20 protein-coding genes are annotated in these 19,860 nt (G+C 59.1%); all 20 read right to left on the bottom strand.

Going from position 1 to position 19,860, the window contains the following annotated elements; all coding sequences use genetic code 11:
* Positions 1-4: 4 nt before the first annotated feature.
* Positions 5-544, bottom strand: coding sequence for a 50S ribosomal protein L5 (rplE, locus tag V7714_RS14495; RefSeq protein ID WP_284197179.1), 540 nt, complete (start codon positions 542-544; stop codon positions 5-7).
* A gap of 2 nt (positions 545-546) precedes the next feature.
* Positions 547-864 carry a 50S ribosomal protein L24 gene (rplX, locus tag V7714_RS14500; protein WP_284197178.1) on the bottom strand — a complete coding sequence of 106 codons (318 nt, stop codon included), beginning with the start codon at positions 862-864 and terminating at the stop codon, positions 547-549.
* 11 nt (positions 865-875) lie between these two features.
* A complete protein-coding gene (gene rplN, locus V7714_RS14505; RefSeq protein ID WP_072428322.1) occupies positions 876-1,244 on the bottom strand; it encodes a 50S ribosomal protein L14 in 369 nt (122 codons plus the stop codon).
* Positions 1,245-1,465: 221 nt separating this feature from the next.
* Positions 1,466-1,729, bottom strand: a complete 264-nt coding sequence (gene rpsQ / locus V7714_RS14510) for a 30S ribosomal protein S17 (RefSeq protein WP_284197177.1) — start codon at positions 1,727-1,729, stop codon at positions 1,466-1,468.
* Positions 1,730-1,918: a 50S ribosomal protein L29 gene (gene rpmC / locus V7714_RS14515; RefSeq protein ID WP_284197176.1), complete on the bottom strand. Its 189-nt coding sequence runs from the start codon at positions 1,916-1,918 to the stop codon at positions 1,730-1,732. It abuts the gene before it with no gap.
* A 1-nt stretch (position 1,919) separates the two neighbouring features.
* Positions 1,920-2,336, bottom strand: a complete 417-nt coding sequence (gene rplP / locus V7714_RS14520; protein ID WP_335710371.1) for a 50S ribosomal protein L16 — start codon at positions 2,334-2,336, stop codon at positions 1,920-1,922.
* Positions 2,320-3,024, bottom strand: coding sequence for a 30S ribosomal protein S3 (gene rpsC / locus V7714_RS14525; RefSeq protein ID WP_308447043.1), 705 nt, complete (start codon positions 3,022-3,024; stop codon positions 2,320-2,322). Before rpsC ends, rplP begins: the two co-directional genes overlap by 17 nt.
* Before the next feature lie 7 nt (positions 3,025-3,031).
* Positions 3,032-3,361, bottom strand: a complete 330-nt coding sequence (gene rplV, locus V7714_RS14530; RefSeq protein ID WP_284197175.1) for a 50S ribosomal protein L22 — start codon at positions 3,359-3,361, stop codon at positions 3,032-3,034.
* Positions 3,362-3,370: 9 nt separating this feature from the next.
* Positions 3,371-3,646 (bottom strand): 30S ribosomal protein S19, encoded by a 276-nt coding sequence (rpsS, locus tag V7714_RS14535; protein WP_028446086.1) that lies wholly within the window; start codon positions 3,644-3,646, stop codon positions 3,371-3,373.
* A gap of 6 nt (positions 3,647-3,652) precedes the next feature.
* Entirely contained in the window at positions 3,653-4,483 is an 831-nt protein-coding gene (gene rplB / locus V7714_RS14540; protein WP_284197174.1) for a 50S ribosomal protein L2, read from the bottom strand.
* An 11-nt stretch (positions 4,484-4,494) separates the two neighbouring features.
* Positions 4,495-4,791 carry a 50S ribosomal protein L23 gene (gene rplW / locus V7714_RS14545; RefSeq protein WP_284197303.1) on the bottom strand — a complete coding sequence of 99 codons (297 nt, stop codon included), beginning with the start codon at positions 4,789-4,791 and terminating at the stop codon, positions 4,495-4,497.
* A 5-nt stretch (positions 4,792-4,796) separates the two neighbouring features.
* A complete protein-coding gene (gene rplD, locus V7714_RS14550; protein ID WP_284197173.1) occupies positions 4,797-5,420 on the bottom strand; it encodes a 50S ribosomal protein L4 in 624 nt (207 codons plus the stop codon).
* A complete protein-coding gene (rplC, locus tag V7714_RS14555; RefSeq protein ID WP_284197172.1) occupies positions 5,420-6,064 on the bottom strand; it encodes a 50S ribosomal protein L3 in 645 nt (214 codons plus the stop codon). The genes rplD and rplC overlap by 1 nt, the downstream gene beginning before the upstream one ends.
* 187 nt (positions 6,065-6,251) lie before the next feature.
* On the bottom strand, positions 6,252-6,563 hold the full coding sequence (gene rpsJ, locus V7714_RS14560; protein WP_072428332.1) for a 30S ribosomal protein S10: 312 nt from the start codon (positions 6,561-6,563) through the stop codon (positions 6,252-6,254).
* Between the two features lie 87 nt (positions 6,564-6,650).
* Positions 6,651-7,841: an elongation factor Tu gene (tuf, locus tag V7714_RS14565; protein ID WP_284197161.1), complete on the bottom strand. Its 1,191-nt coding sequence runs from the start codon at positions 7,839-7,841 to the stop codon at positions 6,651-6,653.
* A 62-nt stretch (positions 7,842-7,903) separates the two neighbouring features.
* Positions 7,904-10,000 (bottom strand): elongation factor G, encoded by a 2,097-nt coding sequence (fusA, locus tag V7714_RS14570; protein WP_335710372.1) that lies wholly within the window; start codon positions 9,998-10,000, stop codon positions 7,904-7,906.
* A 28-nt stretch (positions 10,001-10,028) separates the two neighbouring features.
* Positions 10,029-10,499: a 30S ribosomal protein S7 gene (rpsG, locus tag V7714_RS14575; RefSeq protein WP_284197170.1), complete on the bottom strand. Its 471-nt coding sequence runs from the start codon at positions 10,497-10,499 to the stop codon at positions 10,029-10,031.
* A gap of 160 nt (positions 10,500-10,659) precedes the next feature.
* Complete coding sequence (gene rpsL / locus V7714_RS14580) at positions 10,660-11,034, bottom strand: 30S ribosomal protein S12 (RefSeq protein ID WP_072428335.1); 375 nt, start codon at positions 11,032-11,034, stop codon at positions 10,660-10,662.
* Positions 11,035-11,232: 198 nt separating this feature from the next.
* Positions 11,233-15,426 carry a DNA-directed RNA polymerase subunit beta' gene (gene rpoC / locus V7714_RS14585; protein WP_335710373.1) on the bottom strand — a complete coding sequence of 1,398 codons (4,194 nt, stop codon included), beginning with the start codon at positions 15,424-15,426 and terminating at the stop codon, positions 11,233-11,235.
* 113 nt (positions 15,427-15,539) lie between these two features.
* The gene (gene rpoB, locus V7714_RS14590) at positions 15,540-19,727 is read right to left on the bottom strand and encodes a DNA-directed RNA polymerase subunit beta (protein ID WP_335710374.1); all 4,188 of its coding nucleotides are present in this window, start codon (positions 19,725-19,727) and stop codon (positions 15,540-15,542) included.
* Positions 19,728-19,860 lie beyond the last annotated feature (133 nt).

A 19,860-nucleotide genomic window follows, 5' to 3' on the forward strand; every position in this document is an offset into this window, starting at 1 on the left:
AACCTCAGTTCTTAAACGGGAACTTGAACGCGGCGAGCAGCGCACGGGCTTCTTCGTCGGTCTTCGCGGTGGTGGTAATCGTGATGTTCATACCACGCAGGGCGTCGATCTTGTCGTACTCGATTTCCGGGAAAATGATCTGTTCCTTGACGCCCATGTTGTAGTTACCACGGCCATCAAAGGACTTGCCCGATACACCGCGGAAGTCGCGCACGCGCGGCAGGGCGATGGTCACCAGACGATCCAGGAATTCATACATACGATCGCGACGCAGGGTGACCTTGCAGCCAACCGGGTAGTTGTCACGAATCTTGAAGCCGGCAATCGACTTCTTCGACAGGGTCACGACGGGCTTTTGGCCGGTGATCTTGGTCAGATCGCCAACGGCGTGTTCCATGACCTTCTTATCGGCCACAGCTTCGCCAACACCCATGTTGACAGTAATCTTCTCGATGCGCGGCACTTCCATGATCGACGTATAGCCGAACTTTTCAGTAAGCTGCGGAACGACGGTTTCTTTGTAGAAATCTTGCAAGCGTGCCATGTTTAGCCCCCGACCACTTCGCCGTTCGACTTGAACACGCGAACTTTTTTGCCGTCGTCGAGCAACTTGAAGCCGACGCGGTCAGCCTTCTGGGTCGCCTTATTGAAGATGGCTACGTTGGAAACCTGGATCGGCATCGTCTTGTCCACCACGCCGCCAGCAACACCACGAACCGGGTTCGGCTTCTGGTGCTTCTTCACGACGTTGATACCTTCAACGATAACCTTGTCATTGACGAGAACACGCAGGACGGTGCCGCGCTTGCCCTTGTCTTTGCCAGTGATAACGACGACTTCGTCGCCTTTACGAATCTTATTCATGCGCGTACCCCTTACAGCACTTCTGGCGCGAGCGAGACGATCTTCATGAAGCGCTCGGTGCGCAGTTCACGCGTCACCGGCCCGAAGATGCGGGTGCCGATCGGCTCAAGCTTGTTGTTGAGGAGCACGGCGGCATTGCCATCAAACTTGATGAGCTGACCATCGGCACGACGAACACCCTTGGCAGTGCGAACAACGACGGCGTTATAAACGTCGCCCTTCTTCACGCGGCCACGCGGTGCGGCGTCCTTGATACTCACCTTGATGATGTCGCCCACCGAAGCGTAACGACGCTTGGAGCCACCCAGCACCTTGATGCACATAACAGAGCGCGCACCGGTGTTGTCAGCAACATCCAGCATGGATTGCATTTGAATCATGGAAACAAACCTCCAACTTAACCCGTCAATTCCGCCGGCATACCCGGCAGCGCCGTAGCAAACCACGGCACAACGGCCAGTTTTGGACCCCGATAGGGATAAAACTCCGACACCGAAATGATGGAACACCATTTCGGACGAAGGATAAACAGCAGGGCATTCTACGATATGCAGAATGCCCTGACAAGCACTTACGCTAAAAAAGTGATCAGATCACTTGATTAGGCAGTACGCGCCTTCTCGATGAGACTGGTCACGATCCAGGACTTGGTCTTGGACAGAGGACGAGTTTCCTCGATGGTCACCATGTCACCTTCGCCGTAGGCGTTGGTTTCATCGTGCGCATGGTACTTCTTCGACAGACGGATGATCTTGCCGTAGAGCGGGTGCTTAACCTTACGCTCAACCAGCACAACCACGGTCTTGTCCATCTTGTTGCTGACCACACGGCCGGTCAGCGAACGCTTCAGTTTGGTCTCGGTCATTTACGCCACCTTCTGAGCCAGGATGGTGCGAACGCGCGCGATATCGCGGCGAACGCGCTTCAGTTCACTGGTCTTGGCAAGCTGCTGGGTAGCCAGCTGCATGCGCAGGCCGAACTGGGCCTTCAGGAGCGAGGTGAGCTCGGTCTTGAGCTCATCGACCGATTTGTTACGCAATTCAGTCGCTTTCATCTCACTGCCCCACATGTCGGGTTACGAAAGTCGTCGCGATTGGCAGCTTGGCGGCGGCCAGACGGAAGGCTTCGCGGGCGAGAGTCTCGTCCACACCGTCCATCTCATACAGCACCTTACCAGGCTGAATCTCGGCAACGTAGTATTCCGGGCTACCCTTACCATTACCCATCCGAACTTCGGCGGGCTTGGAAGAGATAGGCTTATCCGGGAATACGCGGATCCACACACGACCGCCACGCTTGATGTGACGGGTCATGGCGCGACGAGCGGCTTCAATTTGACGCGCGGTCAGACGACCACGGCCAACGGCCTTCAGGCCCCACTCGCCGAAGCTAACCTTGTTACCGCGGGTAGCAACGCCGGTGTTACGGCCTTTCTGCTGTTTGCGGTACTTGAGTCTAGTTGGCTGCAGCATTTCGAGGTCCCTTTCGCGGCTTGCGTTCGGCTTGTTCCGGCTGAGCGGCCACTTCCTGGCCAGCCTTCACGTCACCCTTGTACACCCACACCTTGATACCAATGATGCCGTAGGTGGTCTTGGCTTCAGACGTCGCGTAATCGATGTCAGCGCGCAGGGTGTGCAGGGGCACACGGCCTTCGCGATACCATTCGGTACGGGCGATTTCGATGCCGTTCAGACGACCCGACGACATGATCTTGATGCCCTGGGCACCCAGACGCATGGCGTTCTGCATCGCGCGCTTCATGGCACGACGGAACATCACGCGCTTTTCCAGCTGGGCAGCGATGGAATCAGCGATCACTTGTGCATCGGTTTCCGGCTTGCGGATTTCTTCGATGTTGATGTGCACCGGCACACCCATCAGCTTGACCAGGTCGCGCTTCAGGATCTCGATGTCTTCACCCTTCTTGCCAATCACCACACCCGGACGGGCGCTGTGAATGGTAATGCGGGCGTTCTTGGCCGGACGCTCGATAACGATGCGACCAACCGAGGCATGCGACAACTTTTTCTTCAGGAACTCGCGCACCTTGATATCTTCGGCGAGCATGGCCGGGAAGTTTTTGCTATTCGCATACCACTTCGAGGCCCAGTTCTTGTTGACGGCTAGACGGAAGCCAATCGGATGAATTTTCTGTCCCATATCGTCCTCATTCGCCCACGGTCAGGGTGATGTGGCAGGTTTGCTTCTCGATGCGGTTGCCACGGCCCTTGGCACGTGCGGCAAAACGCTTCAGGGAAGGCCCCTTGTCCACATAAATGGTCGTCACCTTGAGGGCGTCAATATCGGCGCCATCGTTGTGTTCGGCATTTGCAATCGCCGACAGCAACAGCTTCTTGATGATGACCGCGCCCTTTTTAGGGCTAAAGGTCAGAATGTTGATGGCGTGCTCAACCGGCTTGCCGCGCACCAGGTCAGCGACCAGGCGAGCTTTCTGAGCCGACAGGCGTGCGCCAGTCAAAATAGCGGAAGTTTGCATGGCGGCACCTTACTTCTTGGCTTTTTTGTCGGCAGCGTGACCCTTGAACGTACGGGTCAGCGAGAATTCGCCCAGCTTGTGACCGACCATGTTCTCGTTGATGTACACGGGAACATGTTGCTTGCCGTTGTGCACCGCGATGGTCAGACCGACGAAGTCGGGCAGCACGGTGGAGCGACGGGACCAGGTCTTTACCGGGCGCTTGTCGTTGGTCGCACGCACTGCTTCAATCTTCTTGAGCAGATGAGCGTCGACGAACGGGCCTTTTTTAACGGAACGAGCCATGTCTAATTACCCCTTATTCGAATACCGGCGGCGCACGATCATATTGTCGGTGCGCTTGTTGCTGCGGGTACGGTAACCCTTAGTCGGGGTACCCCACGGGCTAACCGGCACACGACCTTCACCAGTGCGACCTTCACCACCACCGTGCGGGTGATCGATCGGGTTCATCGCCGTACCGCGAACGGTCGGACGAATACCACGCCAGCGATTGGCACCGGCCTTACCGATCTTGCGCAGGTTGTGCTCTTCGTTACCGACTTCACCGATGGTGGCGCGGCAATCGACGTGCACCTTGCGGATTTCACCGGAACGCAGACGCAGCTGGGCGTAGGCACCTTCGCGAGCCAGCAATTGCACGGAAGCACCGGCCGAACGAGCAATCTGCGCGCCCTTGCCAGGTTGCATTTCGATGCAATGGATGGTGCTACCGACCGGGATGTTGCGCAGCGGCAGGGTGTTACCCGCCTTGATCGGCGCTTCCGGGCCGCTCACCACTTGCGCGCCGGCCTTCAGGCCACGCGGAGCGATGATGTAGCGACGCTCGCCATCAGCGTAGCAGAGCAGCGCGATGTGGGCGGTACGGTTAGGGTCGTATTCCAGACGCTCAACGGTGGCAACAATGCCATCCTTGTTGCGACGGAAATCGATCAGGCGGTAGTGCTGCTTGTGGCCGCCGCCTTGATGGCGAACGGTAACCACACCGCGATTGTTACGACCGGCGTTCTTGCTTTGGCTTTCCACCAGGGCAGCGTGCGGCTTGCCCTTGTGCAGCTCAGGGCTGACAACCTTGACAACGGCGCGGCGACCGGGGGATGTGGGCTTAACTTTTACCAGCATCGTCGTTCTCCTTACTGTGCAGCCTGGAGGTCAATTTCTTGACCGGGCTTAAGGGCAACGTAGGCCTTCTTCCAGCCCTTGCGCCAGCCAGTGGTACGGCCGAAACGCTTTTGCTTCGGCTTCACATTGGTGACTTGGACGGATTCGACCTGCACTTTGAACAGCAACTCAACCGCAGCCTTGATTTCCGGCTTGGTCGCATCGCTGACGACGCGGAAAACCACTTGCTCGTACTTCTCAGCAACCAGCGTGCTCTTTTCAGAGATCACCGGAGCCAGCAGTACCTGCAGCAGACGATCTTGATTCAGCTGAGTCATGCCAGGATCTCCTCGATTTGCTTGAGCGCCTCGCGGGTGACCAGCACCTTCTTGAAGCGAACCAAGCTGACCGGATCGGCCTGCGACGGCTCGAGCACGAGCACGTTGGGCAGATTGCGCGAGGCCAGGTACAGGTTCTCGTCAAGATTGTCGGTGACAATCAGGGTGCGCTCGTTCAGACCCATGGCAGCCAGCTTGGCAGCAAATGCCTTGGTCTTCGGGGTTTCGGCGGTGAAGCCGTCAACCACCACCAGACGCTCTTCGCGCACCAGTTGCGACAGGATGGTCGCCAGGCCAGCGCGATACATCTTGCGGTTGACCTTCTGGGTGAAGTTTTCGTCAGGGGAGCTCGGGAAAATCTTGCCACCACCACGCCACAGCGGGCTGGACGCCATACCGGCACGAGCACGGCCCGTACCCTTTTGACGCCACGGCTTGCGGGTGGACTTGGCCACATCGCTACGGCCCTTTTGGGCACGGTTGCCGCTACGGGCATTGGCGAGGTAGGCGGTGACAACCTGGTGAACCAGGGCTTCATTGTAATCGCGACCGAACAGCGCGTCGGAAGCGGTCACACTGGCAGCGGCTTGGCCACTTGCATTGATGACTTTCAGTTCCATTACGCACCTGCCTTCACGCTGGGACGCACGACAACGTCGTTGCCCTTGGAGCCGGGAACGGCACCCTTGACGAGCAACAGACCACGCTCGGCGTCAACACGAACCACTTCCAGGTTTTGCACGGTGCTCTTGACGTTACCGTACTGACCAGCCATGCGCTTACCGGGGAATACACGACCCGGATCCTGCGCCATACCGATCGAACCAGGAGCGTTGTGCGACACGGAGTTACCGTGGGAGGCACGCTGCGAACTGAAGTTGTGACGCTTGATAGCACCCGAGAAACCCTTACCCTGGGAGGTACCGGTCACATCGACCAGTTGACCCACGGTGAAGATTTCAACGGTGATCTGGCTGCCAGGCTGGAACTTGGCCAGCTCGTCAGCCGTCAGCGCGAACTCGTGCAGACCACGACCAGCCTCGACACCTGCCTTGGCAAAGTGACCGGCTTCAGCCTTGTTGACACGATTGGCGCGACGCTCGCCGAAGGTGACTTGCACAGCGGCATAGCCATCTACTTCAGGAGTCTTGATTTGCGCGACGCGATTGGACGACAGATCCAGCACGGTCACCGGGATGGAAGCACCATCCTCGACGAACACGCGGGTCATGCCGACCTTGCGCCCGATAAGTCCTAAGCTCATCGTTCTTTCCTTTTAAAAGGGCCAGCTACGATTGGCCGGCGATCATCGCAAGCCGCGCAGGGCGGCCTGCATCGAACGAAACTACCTGCCTTGCACCGCCACCTTACGGCAGCAATAGATACAAAGCGGGCTCGCCATTACAGCGAGCCCGCGATGATACTGCAACGTCTTGGTTTTATGCAAGAAATTATTGCAGTTTGATCTCTACGTCCACACCAGCCGGCAGATCCAGCTTCATCAGGGCGTCAACCGTCTTGTCGGTCGGGTCCACGATATCCATCAGGCGCAGGTGGGTACGGATCTCGAGCTGGTCGCGCGAGGTCTTGTTCACGTGCGGCGAACGCAGCACGTCGAAACGTTCAATCTTGGTGGGCAGCGGAACCGGGCCCTTGACCACAGCGCCAGTGCGCTTGGCAGTGTCGACGATTTCCTGGGCGGAACGATCGATCAGTGCGTAGTCGTAAGCCTTGAGGCGGATGCGGATCTTTTGGTTAGCCATGATTTTTCCTAAAGAGCGAGACAACCGGATGGTTGCCTGGACAACATGAAAGAACAAGGGTGGGCCTGATGGCCCACCCAGTGACCATTACTCGATGATCTTGGCAACCACACCGGCGCCAACGGTACGGCCGCCTTCGCGGATAGCGAAGCGCAGACCTTGTTCCATGGCGATCGGAGCGATCAGGGCAACAACCACTTCAACGTTGTCGCCTGGCATCACCATTTCGGTACCAGCTGGCAGCTCAACCGCACCGGTCACGTCGGTGGTACGGAAGTAGAACTGCGGGCGATAGCCGTTGAAGAACGGGGTGTGACGGCCGCCTTCATCCTTGCTCAGCACGTAGACCGAACCTGAGAACTTGGTGTGCGGGGTGATCGAACCCGGCTTGGCCAGCACTTGGCCACGCTCGACGTCTTCACGCTTGGTACCACGCAGCAGCGCGCCGATGTTGTCGCCAGCCTGACCTTGATCCAGCAGCTTGCGGAACATTTCCACGCCGGTACAGGTGGTCTTGACGGTGGGCTTGATACCGACGATTTCGATTTCTTCGCCGACCTTGACGATGCCGCGCTCAACGCGACCGGTCACCACGGTACCGCGACCGGAGATCGAGAACACGTCTTCCACGGGCATCAGGAAGGCGCCGTCGATGGCACGCTCAGGGGTGGGGATGTAGCTGTCCAGGGCTTCGGCCAGACGGAAGATGGCGGGTTCGCCGATTTCCGATTGGTCGCCTTCCAGGGCCTTCAGTGCCGAACCCTTGATGATGGGCAGGTCGTCGCCGGGGAAGTCGTACTTGCTCAGGAGTTCACGGACTTCCATTTCGACCAGCTCGAGCAGCTCGGCGTCGTCGACCATGTCGGCCTTGTTCATGAACACGATGATGTAAGGCACGCCAACCTGACGGGCCAGCAGGATGTGCTCGCGGGTCTGCGGCATGGGGCCGTCAGCCGACGATACCACCAGGATAGCGCCGTCCATCTGGGCTGCGCCGGTGATCATGTTCTTGACGTAGTCGGCGTGGCCGGGGCAGTCAACGTGAGCGTAGTGGCGGTTTTCGGTTTCGTACTCGACGTGCGCGGTGTTGATGGTGATACCGCGGGCCTTTTCTTCTGGCGCGCTGTCGATCTGGTCGTAGCCCTTGGCTTCGCCGCCGAACTTCTTCGACAGGATCGTGGTGATCGCGGCGGTCAGCGTGGTCTTGCCGTGGTCAACGTGACCGATGGTGCCAACGTTTACGTGCGGCTTAGTCCGCTCGAACTTTTCCTTTGCCATTGCTTCTATCCTTAGTCTTGAATTGGGTTTACAACCGCCGGGCCATTGGCCCGGCAGTCGGTTTACTTCTTGTTGATGATGGCTTCAGCGACGTTCTTAGGCGCTTCGGAGTAGTGCTTGAATTCCATCGAGTAGGTAGCACGACCTTGCGACATGGAGCGCAGGGTGGTCGAGTAACCGAACATCTCGGACAGAGGCACTTCCGCCTTGACCATCTTGCCACCAGCAGGGTTGTCGTCCATGCCTTGCAGCATGCCGCGACGCGACGAGATGTCACCCATGATGTCGCCCATGTACTCTTCCGGCGTCTCGATTTCAACGGCCATCATAGGCTCGAGGATCACGGGACCGGCGCGGCGCATGGCTTCCTTGAAGGCCAGCGAGCCGGCCAGTTCAAAGGCGATCTGCGACGAGTCAACGTCATGGTAGGAACCGAAGGTCAGGCGAACGCGAACGTCAACCACCGGGAAGCCAGCCAGCACGCCCGACTTCAGCGTGTTCTGGATACCCTTGTCCACCGACGGGATGAATTCGCGGGGGATGGTACCGCCCTTGATTTCGTCGACGAACTCGTAACCCTTGCCTTCGCCCGAAGGCTCGACAGTGATCACGCAATGGCCGTACTGACCCTTACCACCCGACTGCTTGGCATGCTTGCCTTCGATGTCGATGGCGGTCTTGGTGATGGTTTCGCGGTAGGCCACTTGCGGGGCACCCACGTTCGCTTCCACGCCGAATTCGCGCTTCATGCGATCCACCAGGATTTCCAGGTGCAATTCGCCCATGCCCGACATGATGGTCTGGCCGGTCTCTTCGTCGGTACGCACGCGGAAGGAAGGATCTTCCTTGGCCAGACGATTCAGGGCAACGCCCATCTTCTCCTGGTCAGCCTTGGTCTTAGGCTCAACGGCAACGTGGATCACCGGCTCAGGGAATACCATGCGCTCCAGGGTGATGACGTGATCAGGCGAACACAGGGTTTCACCCGTCGTCACATCCTTCAGACCGATACCGGCAGCGATATCGCCAGCACGAACTTCCGCGATTTCTTCACGGTTGTTGGCGTGCATCTGAACGATACGGCCCATCCGCTCCTTCTTGCCCTTGACCGAGTTCATCACGGTATCGCCAGTATTGACGACGCCAGAGTAAACGCGGAAGAAGGTCAGCTGACCGACGTAAGGGTCGCTCATCAGCTTGAAGGCCAGCGCCGAGAACGGCGCCTCATCGGAAGCCTGACGGGTGTCGGGCTGATCACGATCATCCACACCTTCAACCGGCGGCACATCAACCGGCGACGGCAGCAGCTGGATGACAGCGTCCAGCATCAGCTGCACGCCCTTGTTCTTGAAGGCGGTACCGCACAGCATAGGCTGGATTTCGCAAGCCAGGGTACGTGCGCGCAGGCCGGCGACGATTTCGTCTTCGGTCAGCTCGCCCGTTTCCAGGTACTTGTTCATCATCTCTTCCGACGACTCGGCAGCCGCCTCGATCATCTTTTCGCGCCATTCGGCAGCGACAGAGACCAGGTCAGCCGGGATATCGACGTAGTCGAACTTCATGCCCTGCGAAGCTTCGTCCCACAGGATGGCCTTGTTTTTCAACAGGTCAACCACGCCGGTGAAGCCATCTTCAGCGCCGATAGGAATCGCGATAGGCACCGGATTGGCGCGCAGACGCAGGCGCATTTGCTCAACCACGCGGAAGAAGTTGGCACCTTGACGGTCCATCTTGTTCACGAAGGCCAAGCGCGGCACCTTGTACTTGTTGGCCTGACGCCAAACGGTTTCCGACTGGGGCTGAACACCGCCCACAGCGCAGTAAACCATGCAAGCACCGTCCAGCACGCGCATCGAACGCTCCACCTCGATGGTGAAGTCGACGTGACCGGGGGTATCGATGATGTTGATGCGATGTTGCTCGAACTGGTTAGCCATGCCCTTCCAGAACGTGGTGGTCGCAGCGGAGGTGATCGTGATACCACGCTCCTGCTCCTGCTCCATCCAGTCCATGGTGGCGGCGCCATCGTGCACTTCACCGATCTTGTGGTTCACACCGGTGTAGAAAAGAATACGCTCAGTCGTCGTGGTTTTACCCGCGTCGATGTGCGCGCTAATACCGATGTTCCGGTAGCGTTCAATGGGTGTAATGCGTGCCACAGCCAATACCTTTGCTTAAAAGGGTGAATTAGAAGCGATAGTGGGCGAAGGCCTTGTTGGCTTCAGCCATACGGTGCACTTCGTCACGCTTCTTCATCGCGCCGCCACGGCCTTCGACCGCATCCAGCAATTCGCCAGCCAGACGCTGACCCATCGACTTTTCGCCGCGCTTGCGGGCAGCTTCACGCAGCCAGCGCATGGCCAGCGCCATACGACGGGTCTGACGCACTTCAACCGGCACCTGGTAGTTTGCACCACCGACGCGACGGCTCTTCACTTCAACGACCGGCTTCACGTTGTTGAGGGCTTGGGAGAACACCTCAAGGGGGGCCTTACCGGTCTTCTTTTCAACGATTTCCAGCGCGCCGTAAACGATGCGTTCGGCAACCGACTTCTTGCCATCCTGCATGACGACGTTCATGAACTTGGACAGTTCTTCGCTACCGAACTTTGGATCCGGCAATACTTCGCGTTTGGGTACTTCTCTACGACGTGGCATGTTTCAACCTCAGTAGTATTCAGTTGAGCGCAAGAAATTTTGCGCTCGCGACCATCCCGATGGATTGGTCACTTACTCGACGATGCGCACAGGGGCGCTACGCCGTCGTCGCGAATGTCTTGAACGAGCAAGACCGGGCTCGCGACCCAACCCAGGCGAATTAAGCCTTCGGACGCTTCGCGCCGTACTTGGAACGAGCCTGCTTACGGTCCTTGACACCAGCGGTATCCAGGGAGCCGCGCACGGTGTGATAACGCACACCTGGCAAGTCCTTCACACGACCGCCGCGAATCAGCACGACCGAGTGTTCCTGCAGGTTGTGGCCTTCACCGCCGATGTACGAAATCACTTCGAAACCGTTGGTCAGGCGAACCTTGGCGACCTTACGCAGAGCCGAGTTAGGCTTCTTCGGGGTCGTGGTGTACACGCGAGTGCAAACACCGCGTTTTTGCGGGCAGGCTTCGAGCGCAGGAACCTTGCTCTTGGCCGTTTCCGCCACACGTCCTTTACGGACGAGCTGGTTGATGGTTGGCATTATCTTTTTCCCAAAAGTAAAAAATGGCGTGCCTCGCGCAAGACGCACGAGGGGCCGCCCCCACAAAAGAGCGCGGATTATAGGTAAATCAAGCGCTTAATGTCAACAAACCCTCCCGCCGCCCATCACTTTTGTAGTGAAGGGCCGACGGAAGGGTTGTCGATACGTCAACCAGCGGCTGCTTGCGCAGCCACCGGGTCAGACTTCTTCCTGGCTGGGTTCTGCATCGACAACCGCAGCAACCATCTCGGTCATGCCTGGCAGTTGGCCTGCCTTCTGACGACGACGGTTGTTGTGGTAGGCAAGACCCGTGCCGCCTGGTATCAGGCGACCCACAATCACGTTTTCCTTCAGGCCACGCAGTTCGTCACGCTTGCCCATGATGGCGGCTTCGGTCAGGACACGCGTGGTTTCCTGGAACGAAGCGGCCGAGATGAAGGAATCCGTCGACAGCGAGGCCTTGGTGATACCCAGCAGAATGTTGTCGAATACGGCCGGCTGCTTGTTGGCGGCGATCAGCTTGTCATTCGCCTCCAGCACTTCGGCCCGCTCGACCTGCTCACCCATGATGAAGTCGGAATCACCGGCATCGGCGATCACCACACGACGCAGCATCTGGCGAACGATCACCTCGATGTGCTTGTCGTTAATCTTCACGCCCTGCAGACGGTACACTTCCTGCACTTCTTCGGTGACGTAGCGAGCCAGCGTCTCGATACCCTGCAGGCGCAGGATGTCGTGCGGGTCGGCCGGGCCGTCCACGATGGTTTCGCCACGGTTCACCACCTGACCGTCGTGAACCAGCACATGCTTGTCCTTCGGTATCAGGTACTCATGCGGCGTGCCGTCCAGATCGGTGATGATCAGGCGCTGCTTGCCCTTGGTGTCCTTGCCGAACGACGAGGTACCAGTCACTTCGGCCAGCATGCCGGCATCCTTCGGCGAACGGGCTTCGAACAGCTCGGCCACACGCGGCAGACCACCGGTAATGTCACGGGTCTTCACCGATTCCTGCGGGATACGGGCCAGCACTTCACCCACACCCACCTGTTGGCCATCCTTCACGGTAATGATGGCGCCAACCTGGAAGGTGATGTTCACCGCAGCATCGGATCCAGCCAGCTTCACTTCCACGCCGTTCTCATCCAGCAGCTTGATCTGCGGACGGACGCTCTTGGTCGCGCCAGCCTTGCGCTTGGGATCAATCGCCACCAGGGTGGACAAACCGGTCACTTCATCGATCTGCTTGGCCACGGTCACGCCTTCTTCGACGTTCTCGAAGCGCACCTGACCGGCGTACTCGGTAATGATGGGGCGCGTATGCGGATCCCAGGTCGCCAGCACGGCTCCGGCCTTGATGGACTGGGCATCGTTGACCATCAGGGTCGCGCCGTACGGCACCTTGTGACGCTCACGCTCACGGCCAGCATCGTCGAACACCACCACTTCACCCGAACGGGTAATGACGATCTGCTCGCCCTTGGTGTTGGTGACATAACGCATGGTACCGGCGAAGCCGACCTTACCATTGGACTTGGTCTCCACCTGGCTGGCCGACGCAGCACGCGAAGCGGCACCACCGATGTGGAAGGTACGCATGGTCAGCTGGGTACCCGGCTCACCGATGGACTGCGCCGCGATCACACCGACAGCCTCGCCCACGTTGACGCGCTGACCACGGCCCAGATCGCGGCCATAGCACTGCGCGCACAGACCGTAGCGGGTTTCGCAGGTCAGCGGCGTACGCACCTTCACTTCATCGATGCTGAGGGCTTCGATGCGCTCAACGATATCTTCGGTCAACAGGGTGCCGGCTTCGTACACGGTTTCCTGGGTAGCCGGATCGATCACGTCGATGGCAGCCACACGTCCCAGGATACGGTCGCGCAAGGCTTCGATCACGTCACCGCCCTGCACCACGGCCTTCATAGCCACGCCGTTCTTGGTACCGCAGTTGTCCTCGGTCACCACCAGATCCTGCGTCACATCGACCAGACGACGGGTCAGGTAACCCGAGTTGGCGGTCTTCAGCGCGGTATCGGCCAGACCCTTACGGGCACCGTGAGTCGAGATGAAGTACTGCAGAACCGTCAGGCCTTCGCGGAAGTTGGTGGTAATCGGCGTCTCGATAATCGAGCCGTCCGGCTTGGCCATCAGGCCCCGCATACCGGCCAACTGGCGAATCTGCGCCACCGAGCCCCGTGCACCGGAGTCGGCCATCATGTAGATGGAGTTGAACGATTCCTGGTCTACCGTCTTGCCTTCGCGGTCTACCGTCTTTTCCTTACCCAGGTGGGCCATCATGGTCTTGGCAACCTGGTCACCACAGCGGCCCCAGATATCCACGACCTTGTTATAGCGCTCACCCTGGGTCACCAGACCCGAGGTGTACTGGGCTTCGATTTCCTTCACTTCACGCTCGGCCTCGGCCAGCAGCGTCGCCTTCTCGGCCGGCACCAGCATGTCGTCCACGCAGATGGACAGGCCAGCGCGGGTCGAGTAGGTGAAACCGGTGTACATCAGGCGGTCCGCCAGGATGACCGTCTCACGCAGGCCGACACGACGGAAAGAAGCGTTGATCAGCTTGGAGATTTCCTTCTTCTTGAGCGCCTTATTGACGTTCTCGAAAGGCAGGCCCTTGGGCAGGATCTCCGACAGAATGGCGCGACCGACCGTGGTCTCACGACGCACCAGCTTGTATTGCCATTCGCCGCTCTCGTCCTTGTACCAATCCTTCAGGCGCACACTGATGCGGGCATTCAGCTCGGCCTGGCGGGTTTCGTAGGCACGCAGCAGCTCTTCCAGATCAGCGAAGCGCAGGCCTTCGCCCACGCCATTGATACGCTCACGGGTCATGTAGTACAGACCCAGCACGATATCCTGCGACGGCACGATGATAGGCTCGCCGTGCGCTGGCGACAGCACGTTGTTGGAGGCCAGCATCAGGGTGCGGGCTTCCATCTGTGCTTCCAGCGACAGCGGCACGTGTACAGCCATCTGGTCACCGTCAAAGTCGGCGTTGAAGGCAGTACAAACCAGCGGATGCAGCTGGATGGCCTTGCCTTCGATCAGCACCGGCTCGAACGCCTGGATACCCAGGCGGTGCAGCGTAGGCGCACGGTTCAGCAGAACCGGATGCTCGCGTATGACTTCTTCCAGGATGTCCCAGACTTCCGGTACTTCCTGCTCAACCAGCTTCTTGGCCGCCTTGATGGTGGTAGCCAGGCCCAGCACTTCCAGCTTGTGGAAGATGAAAGGCTTGAACAGCTCCAGCGCCATCTTCTTGGGCAGGCCGCACTGATGCAGCTTGAGGGTCGGGCCCACCACGATGACCGAACGGCCCGAGTAGTCGACGCGCTTACCCAGCAAGTTCTGACGGAAGCGACCACCCTTACCCTTGATCATGTCAGCCAGCGACTTCAACGGACGCTTGTTGGCGCCGGTCATGGCCTTGCCGCGACGACCGTTGTCCAGCAGCGAATCGACAGCTTCCTGCAGCATGCGCTTTTCGTTGCGCACAATGATTTCAGGGGCCTTCAGCTCCAAGAGACGCTTGAGACGGTTGTTACGGTTGATGACGCGACGATACAGGTCATTCAGGTCGGAGGTGGCGAAACGGCCGCCATCCAGCGGGACCAGCGGACGCAGTTCCGGCGGCAGCACCGGCAGCACTTCCATGATCATCCACTCAGGCTTGATGCCCGACTTCTGGAAGGCTTCCAGCACCTTCAGGCGCTTGGCGATCTTCTTGATCTTGGCTTCGGAACCGGTGTTCTGCAGATCATGCCGCAGGGTTTCCATCTCGTTGTTGATGTCCAGCGTGCGCAGCAGTTCGCGCACCGCTTCGGCACCCATCAACGCGACAAACTCGTCGCCGTATTCTTCCACCTTGGCCAGGTAGTCGTCTTCCGACAGCAGCTGGCCGCGTTGCAGCGGTGTCATGCCCGGTTCGATGACGATAAAGCCTTCGAAATACAGCACCCGCTCGATATCGCGCAGGGTGATGTCCAAGACCATGCCCAGACGGCTGGGCAGGGACTTCAGGAACCAGATATGGGCAACCGGCGAAGCCAGTTCAATATGGCCCATGCGCTCACGGCGCACCTTGCTGAGCGTGACTTCAACGCCGCACTTCTCGCAGATCACGCCACGATGCTTGAGGCGCTTGTACTTGCCGCACAGGCACTCGTAGTCCTTGACCGGCCCGAAGATGCGGGCACAGAACAGGCCATCGCGCTCAGGCTTGAAGGTACGGTAGTTAATGGTTTCAGGCTTCTTGACTTCACCGTACGACCACGAACGGATCTTGTCGGGCGAGGCCAGGCCGATGCGGATGGCATCGAATTCTTCTTCCTGGGTCACCTGCTTGAACAAGTCGAGCAAAGCTTTCATGTCTTTATCCTCGTTTCACGAGTGAGGCCCTGCCAAGCGCCGCGCCACTGCGCGACACTCTTTCGGCGCCAACGGGGTGCGGCCTCACCGCCTCACCCCGCGCGCCATCTGACTTAGTACCGTTCCAGATCGATGTCGATACCCAGCGAGCGGATTTCCTTCACCAGCACATTGAAGGATTCCGGCATGCCGGCGTCGATCTTGTGATCGCCCTTGACGATGTTTTCATAGACCTTGGTACGGCCATTCACATCATCGGACTTCACCGTCAACATTTCCTGCAGCGTGTACGAAGCACCATAGGCTTCCAGCGCCCACACTTCCATCTCACCGAAACGCTGACCACCGAACTGCGCCTTACCACCCAGCGGCTGCTGGGTAACCAGCGAGTACGGGCCAGTGGAACGGGCGTGCATCTTGTCGTCAACCAGGTGATGCAGCTTCAGCACGTGCATGTAACCCACGGTCACGCGACGCTCGAAAGCCTCACCAGTACGGCCGTCATACAGCTTGAGCTGGGTACGGGTGTCGTTGAAGCCCAGGCGCTGGGTATGCTCGGATTCGGTCGGATAAGCCAGTTGCAACATGGCCATCAGGTCCTCTTCCTTGGCGCCGTCGAACACCGGGGTGGCAAACGGCACACCATCGCGCAGGTTGTCGGCCAGCTCCAGGATTTCCTCGTCGCTCATGCTGCCCAGGTCTTCCGGCTTGCCGCGGCTGTTGTAGACCTCTTCGAGGAACTTGCGCACCTCACCGGCCTTCTTGGCAGCCTTGCCCGACTCTTCCGCCAGCATGCGGTCTATGCGCTTGCCCAGACCCTTGGCAGCCCAACCCAGGTGGACTTCCAGAATCTGACCCACGTTCATACGCGAAGGCACGCCCAGCGGGTTCAACACGATGTCGACCGGCGTACCGTCAGCCATGTGCGGCAGATCCTCGATCGGCAGGATCTTGGACACCACACCCTTGTTACCGTGACGACCGGCCATCTTGTCACCAGGTTGCAGGCGACGCTTCACGGCCACATAGACCTTGACCATCTTCTGCACGCCCGGGGGCAGCTCATCGCCCTGGGTCAGCTTGCGCTTCTTGTCCTCAAAGCGCAGGTCGAACTCAGCGCGCTTCTGCGACAGGTTGTCCTTCATCAGCTCCAGCTGCTTGGCCACATCCTCGTCCGACAGACGGATATCAAACCAGTCGTGGCGAGTCAGATCGGCCAGGTATTCGCGGGTCAGTTCAGTGCCCTTGGCAATGCGCTTCGGACCGCCATTGACCTTCTTGCCGACCAGCAAGCGCTCCAGACGCTCGAAGGCATCGTTTTCCAGAATACGCAGCTGGTCGTTCAGGTCCAGACGGAAACGCTTCAGCTCATCGTCAATGATGCCCTGGGCGCGCTTGTCGCGGTCTATACCTTCGCGGGTGAACACCTGCACGTCAATGACGGTACCGCTCATGCCCGACGGCACGCGCAGCGAGGTATCCTTCACATCGCTAGCCTTCTCACCGAAGATGGCACGCAGCAGCTTCTCTTCCGGCGTCAGCTGGGTTTCGCCCTTGGGCGTCACCTTACCGACCAGCACGTCACCGGCTTCCACTTCGGCACCGATGTAGACGATACCTGCCTCATCCAGGCGGCCCAGCATGCGCTCGCTCAGGTTGGAGATATCGCGGGTGATTTCTTCCGGTCCCAGCTTGGTGTCGCGGGCAACAACCGACAGTTCCTCGATATGGATGGAGGTGTAGCGGTCATCGGCCACTACCTTCTCGCTGATCAGGATCGAGTCTTCGTAGTTGAAGCCGTTCCAGGGCATGAAGGCCACCAGCAGGTTCTGGCCCAGTGCCAGCTCACCCAGGTCGGTGGATGCGCCGTCGGCGATCACGTCCAGGGCGGAGATCTGGTCACCCACTTCCACGATGGGACGCTGGTTGATATTGGTGTTCTGGTTGGAACGGGTGTACTTGGTCAGGTTGTAGATGTCCACACCGACTTCGCCGGCGCTGGTTTCATCGTCATTGACCCGGATCACCACGCGGTTGGCATCGACATAGTCGACACGACCACCGCGCAGCGCCTTCACGGCCGTACCCGAGTCGACCGCACAGGTGCGTTCGATACCGGTACCCACCAGCGGCTTCTGCGCACGCACGCAAGGCACGGCCTGGCGTTGCATGTTGGCACCCATCAGGGCACGGTTGGCGTCATCGTGCTCCAGGAAGGGAATCAGCGAGGCAGCAACCGACACGATCTGGCTAGGCGCCACGTCCATGTACTGGACGCGCTCAGGCCGGGCCACGATGGTTTCACCGTGCTCACGGCAGGTCACCAGCTCGTCGATCAGTTCGCCCGTGCTGTCATCCAGCTTGGCGTTGGCCTGGGCGATCACATACTTGCCTTCCTCAATGGCAGACAGGTATTCGATCTCGTCGGTCACCTTGTTGTCCACCACCTTGCGGTACGGGGTTTCCAGGAAACCGTACTCATTGGTGCGGGCATAGATGGCCAGCGAGTTGATCAGACCAATGTTCGGGCCTTCCGGCGTCTCAATCGGACAGACACGGCCATAGTGGGTCGGGTGCACGTCACGGACTTCAAAGCCAGCGCGCTCGCGGGTCAGACCGCCCGGTCCAAGAGCCGACACACGGCGCTTGTGGGTGATTTCCGACAGCGGGTTGGTCTGGTCCATGAACTGCGACAGCTGCGAGGAGCCGAAGAATTCCTTGATAGCAGCGCTGACCGGCTTGGCATTGATCAGGTCGTGCGGCATCAGGTTGTCGCTCTCGGCCTGGCCCAGACGTTCCTTCACGGCACGCTCAACCCGCACCAGACCGGCGCGGAACTGGTTCTCAGCCAGTTCACCGACCGAACGAACGCGACGGTTACCCAGGTGATCGATATCGTCCACTTCGCCACGGCCGTTGCGCAGTTCCAGCAAAATGCCGATCACAGCAACGATGTCGTCGGTGTTCAGCACGCCCGAACCGGTGGTGCCCTGCGGGCCCACCCGCTCGTAGAAACGCTTCTGCCAGCCCGGCGCCTTCTCATCGAGACGGTCGGGGTAGGCGCGGCGGTTGAACTTCATGCGGCCCACGGCCGACAGATCGTAGCGATCTTCCGAGAAGAACAGGCCGTTGAACAGCGCTTCCACTGCATCTTCGGTGGGCGGCTCACCTGGGCGCATCATGCGGTAGATGGCCACGCGGGCAGCCTGGCGATCTGGCGTTTCGTCCAGACGCAGGGTGTTCGAAATATAAGCGCCCTGATCCAGGTCGTTGATATACAACAGCTTGATCGAGGTGACGCCAGCCGATTCAAACTTGATCAGCAGATCCTCGGTGATCTCCTCGTTGGCACGGGCCACGATCTCACCGGTATCCGGATTCACCACATTGGCGCCCAGTACGCGGCCAACCAGGTTGTCGGTCGGAATCTCGAGTTCGGTCACGCCAGCAGCCTGCAGATCGCGGATATGCTTGGCGGTAATGCGCTTGTCCTTCTGGACCAGCACCTTACCGTCGCCGGCAACAATGTCGAACTTGGCAACTTCGCCCTTGAGGCGATCAGCCACCACTTCCAGGAACACACCCTTCTTCGACAGGCGTACCGTGTCGAAGTCGTAGCAGTCCGCCAGAATCTGTTCGTTGTTGTAACCCAGCGCCCGCATCAGTATGGTCACCGGCATCTTGCGGCGACGGTCAATACGGAAGTACAGCAGATCCTTGGGGTCGAACTCGAAGTCCAGCCAGGAACCACGGTAGGGGATGATACGAGCGGAGAACAGCAGCTTGCCGGACGAGTGCGTCTTGCCCTTGTCGTGCTCGAAGAACACGCCGGGCGAGCGATGCAACTGCGACACGATGACACGCTCGGTGCCGTTGATGACAAAGGAGCCATTGCTGGTCATGAGCGGAATCTCGCCCATGTAGACTTCCTGCTCCTTGGCTTCCTTGACCACGGGCTTGGACGACTCGCGATCAAAGATGGTCAAGCGTACGCGCGCGCGCAGCGGTGCGGCGAAAGTGATGCCGCGCTGCTGGCACTCGACCACGTCGAACGGCGGTTCGCCCAGCTGGTAGCTGACGAAATCAAGCTTGGCATAGCCGTTATGGCTGGTGATCGGGAAGATCGAGGCAAATGCTGCCTGCAGGCCACTGGTGCGGCGCTGCTCCATGGGAACGCCCAGTTGAAGAAACTCTGTATAGGAGTCGATTTGGGTGGCGAGCAGATAAGGAACGTCCAGAACGTTCGCCCGCTTCGCAAAACTTTTACGAATGCGTTTCTTCTCAGTGAACGAGTAACTCATAGAGTCTCCGGTCGAGTTGGGGCGCTAAAACCAAACCACAAAACCCGCAATGGGCAGGATTTCCGGTTTGGCAACGCACAATCAGTACAGTCGGTACAGCGAATTCCCACAAGCGCAAGAAGGCTGGCGACCG

The organism is Chitinimonas sp. JJ19, assembly GCF_036961565.1.
Classification (GTDB): domain Bacteria; phylum Pseudomonadota; class Gammaproteobacteria; order Burkholderiales; family Chitinimonadaceae; genus Chitinimonas.

Bases quoted from the DNA above. Each gene is read 5' to 3' on its own strand.
- tuf (WP_284197161.1), bottom strand. From the start codon at position 7,841: ATGGCAAAGGAAAAGTTCGAGCGGACTAAGCCGCACGTAAACGTTGGC.
- rpoC (WP_335710373.1), bottom strand. From the start codon at position 15,426: ATGAAAGCTTTGCTCGACTTGTTCAAGCAGGTGACCCAGGAAGAAGAA.
- rplC (WP_284197172.1), bottom strand. From the start codon at position 6,064: ATGAGCTTAGGACTTATCGGGCGCAAGGTCGGCATGACCCGCGTGTTC.
- rpsS (WP_028446086.1), bottom strand. From the start codon at position 3,646: ATGGCTCGTTCCGTTAAAAAAGGCCCGTTCGTCGACGCTCATCTGCTC.
- rplN (WP_072428322.1), bottom strand. From the start codon at position 1,244: ATGATTCAAATGCAATCCATGCTGGATGTTGCTGACAACACCGGTGCG.
- rplX (WP_284197178.1), bottom strand. From the start codon at position 864: ATGAATAAGATTCGTAAAGGCGACGAAGTCGTCGTTATCACTGGCAAA.
- rplV (WP_284197175.1), bottom strand. From the start codon at position 3,361: ATGCAAACTTCCGCTATTTTGACTGGCGCACGCCTGTCGGCTCAGAAA.
- rpsC (WP_308447043.1), bottom strand. From the start codon at position 3,024: ATGGGACAGAAAATTCATCCGATTGGCTTCCGTCTAGCCGTCAACAAG.
- rpsG (WP_284197170.1), bottom strand. From the start codon at position 10,499: ATGCCACGTCGTAGAGAAGTACCCAAACGCGAAGTATTGCCGGATCCA.
- rplP (WP_335710371.1), bottom strand. From the start codon at position 2,336: ATGCTGCAGCCAACTAGACTCAAGTACCGCAAACAGCAGAAAGGCCGT.
- rpsL (WP_072428335.1), bottom strand. From the start codon at position 11,034: ATGCCAACCATCAACCAGCTCGTCCGTAAAGGACGTGTGGCGGAAACG.
- rplD (WP_284197173.1), bottom strand. From the start codon at position 5,420: ATGGAACTGAAAGTCATCAATGCAAGTGGCCAAGCCGCTGCCAGTGTG.
- rpmC (WP_284197176.1), bottom strand. From the start codon at position 1,918: ATGAAAGCGACTGAATTGCGTAACAAATCGGTCGATGAGCTCAAGACC.
- rplE (WP_284197179.1), bottom strand. From the start codon at position 544: ATGGCACGCTTGCAAGATTTCTACAAAGAAACCGTCGTTCCGCAGCTT.
- rpsQ (WP_284197177.1), bottom strand. From the start codon at position 1,729: ATGACCGAGACCAAACTGAAGCGTTCGCTGACCGGCCGTGTGGTCAGC.
- rpsJ (WP_072428332.1), bottom strand. From the start codon at position 6,563: ATGGCTAACCAAAAGATCCGCATCCGCCTCAAGGCTTACGACTACGCA.
- rpoB (WP_335710374.1), bottom strand. From the start codon at position 19,727: ATGAGTTACTCGTTCACTGAGAAGAAACGCATTCGTAAAAGTTTTGCG.
- rplB (WP_284197174.1), bottom strand. From the start codon at position 4,483: ATGCTGGTAAAAGTTAAGCCCACATCCCCCGGTCGCCGCGCCGTTGTC.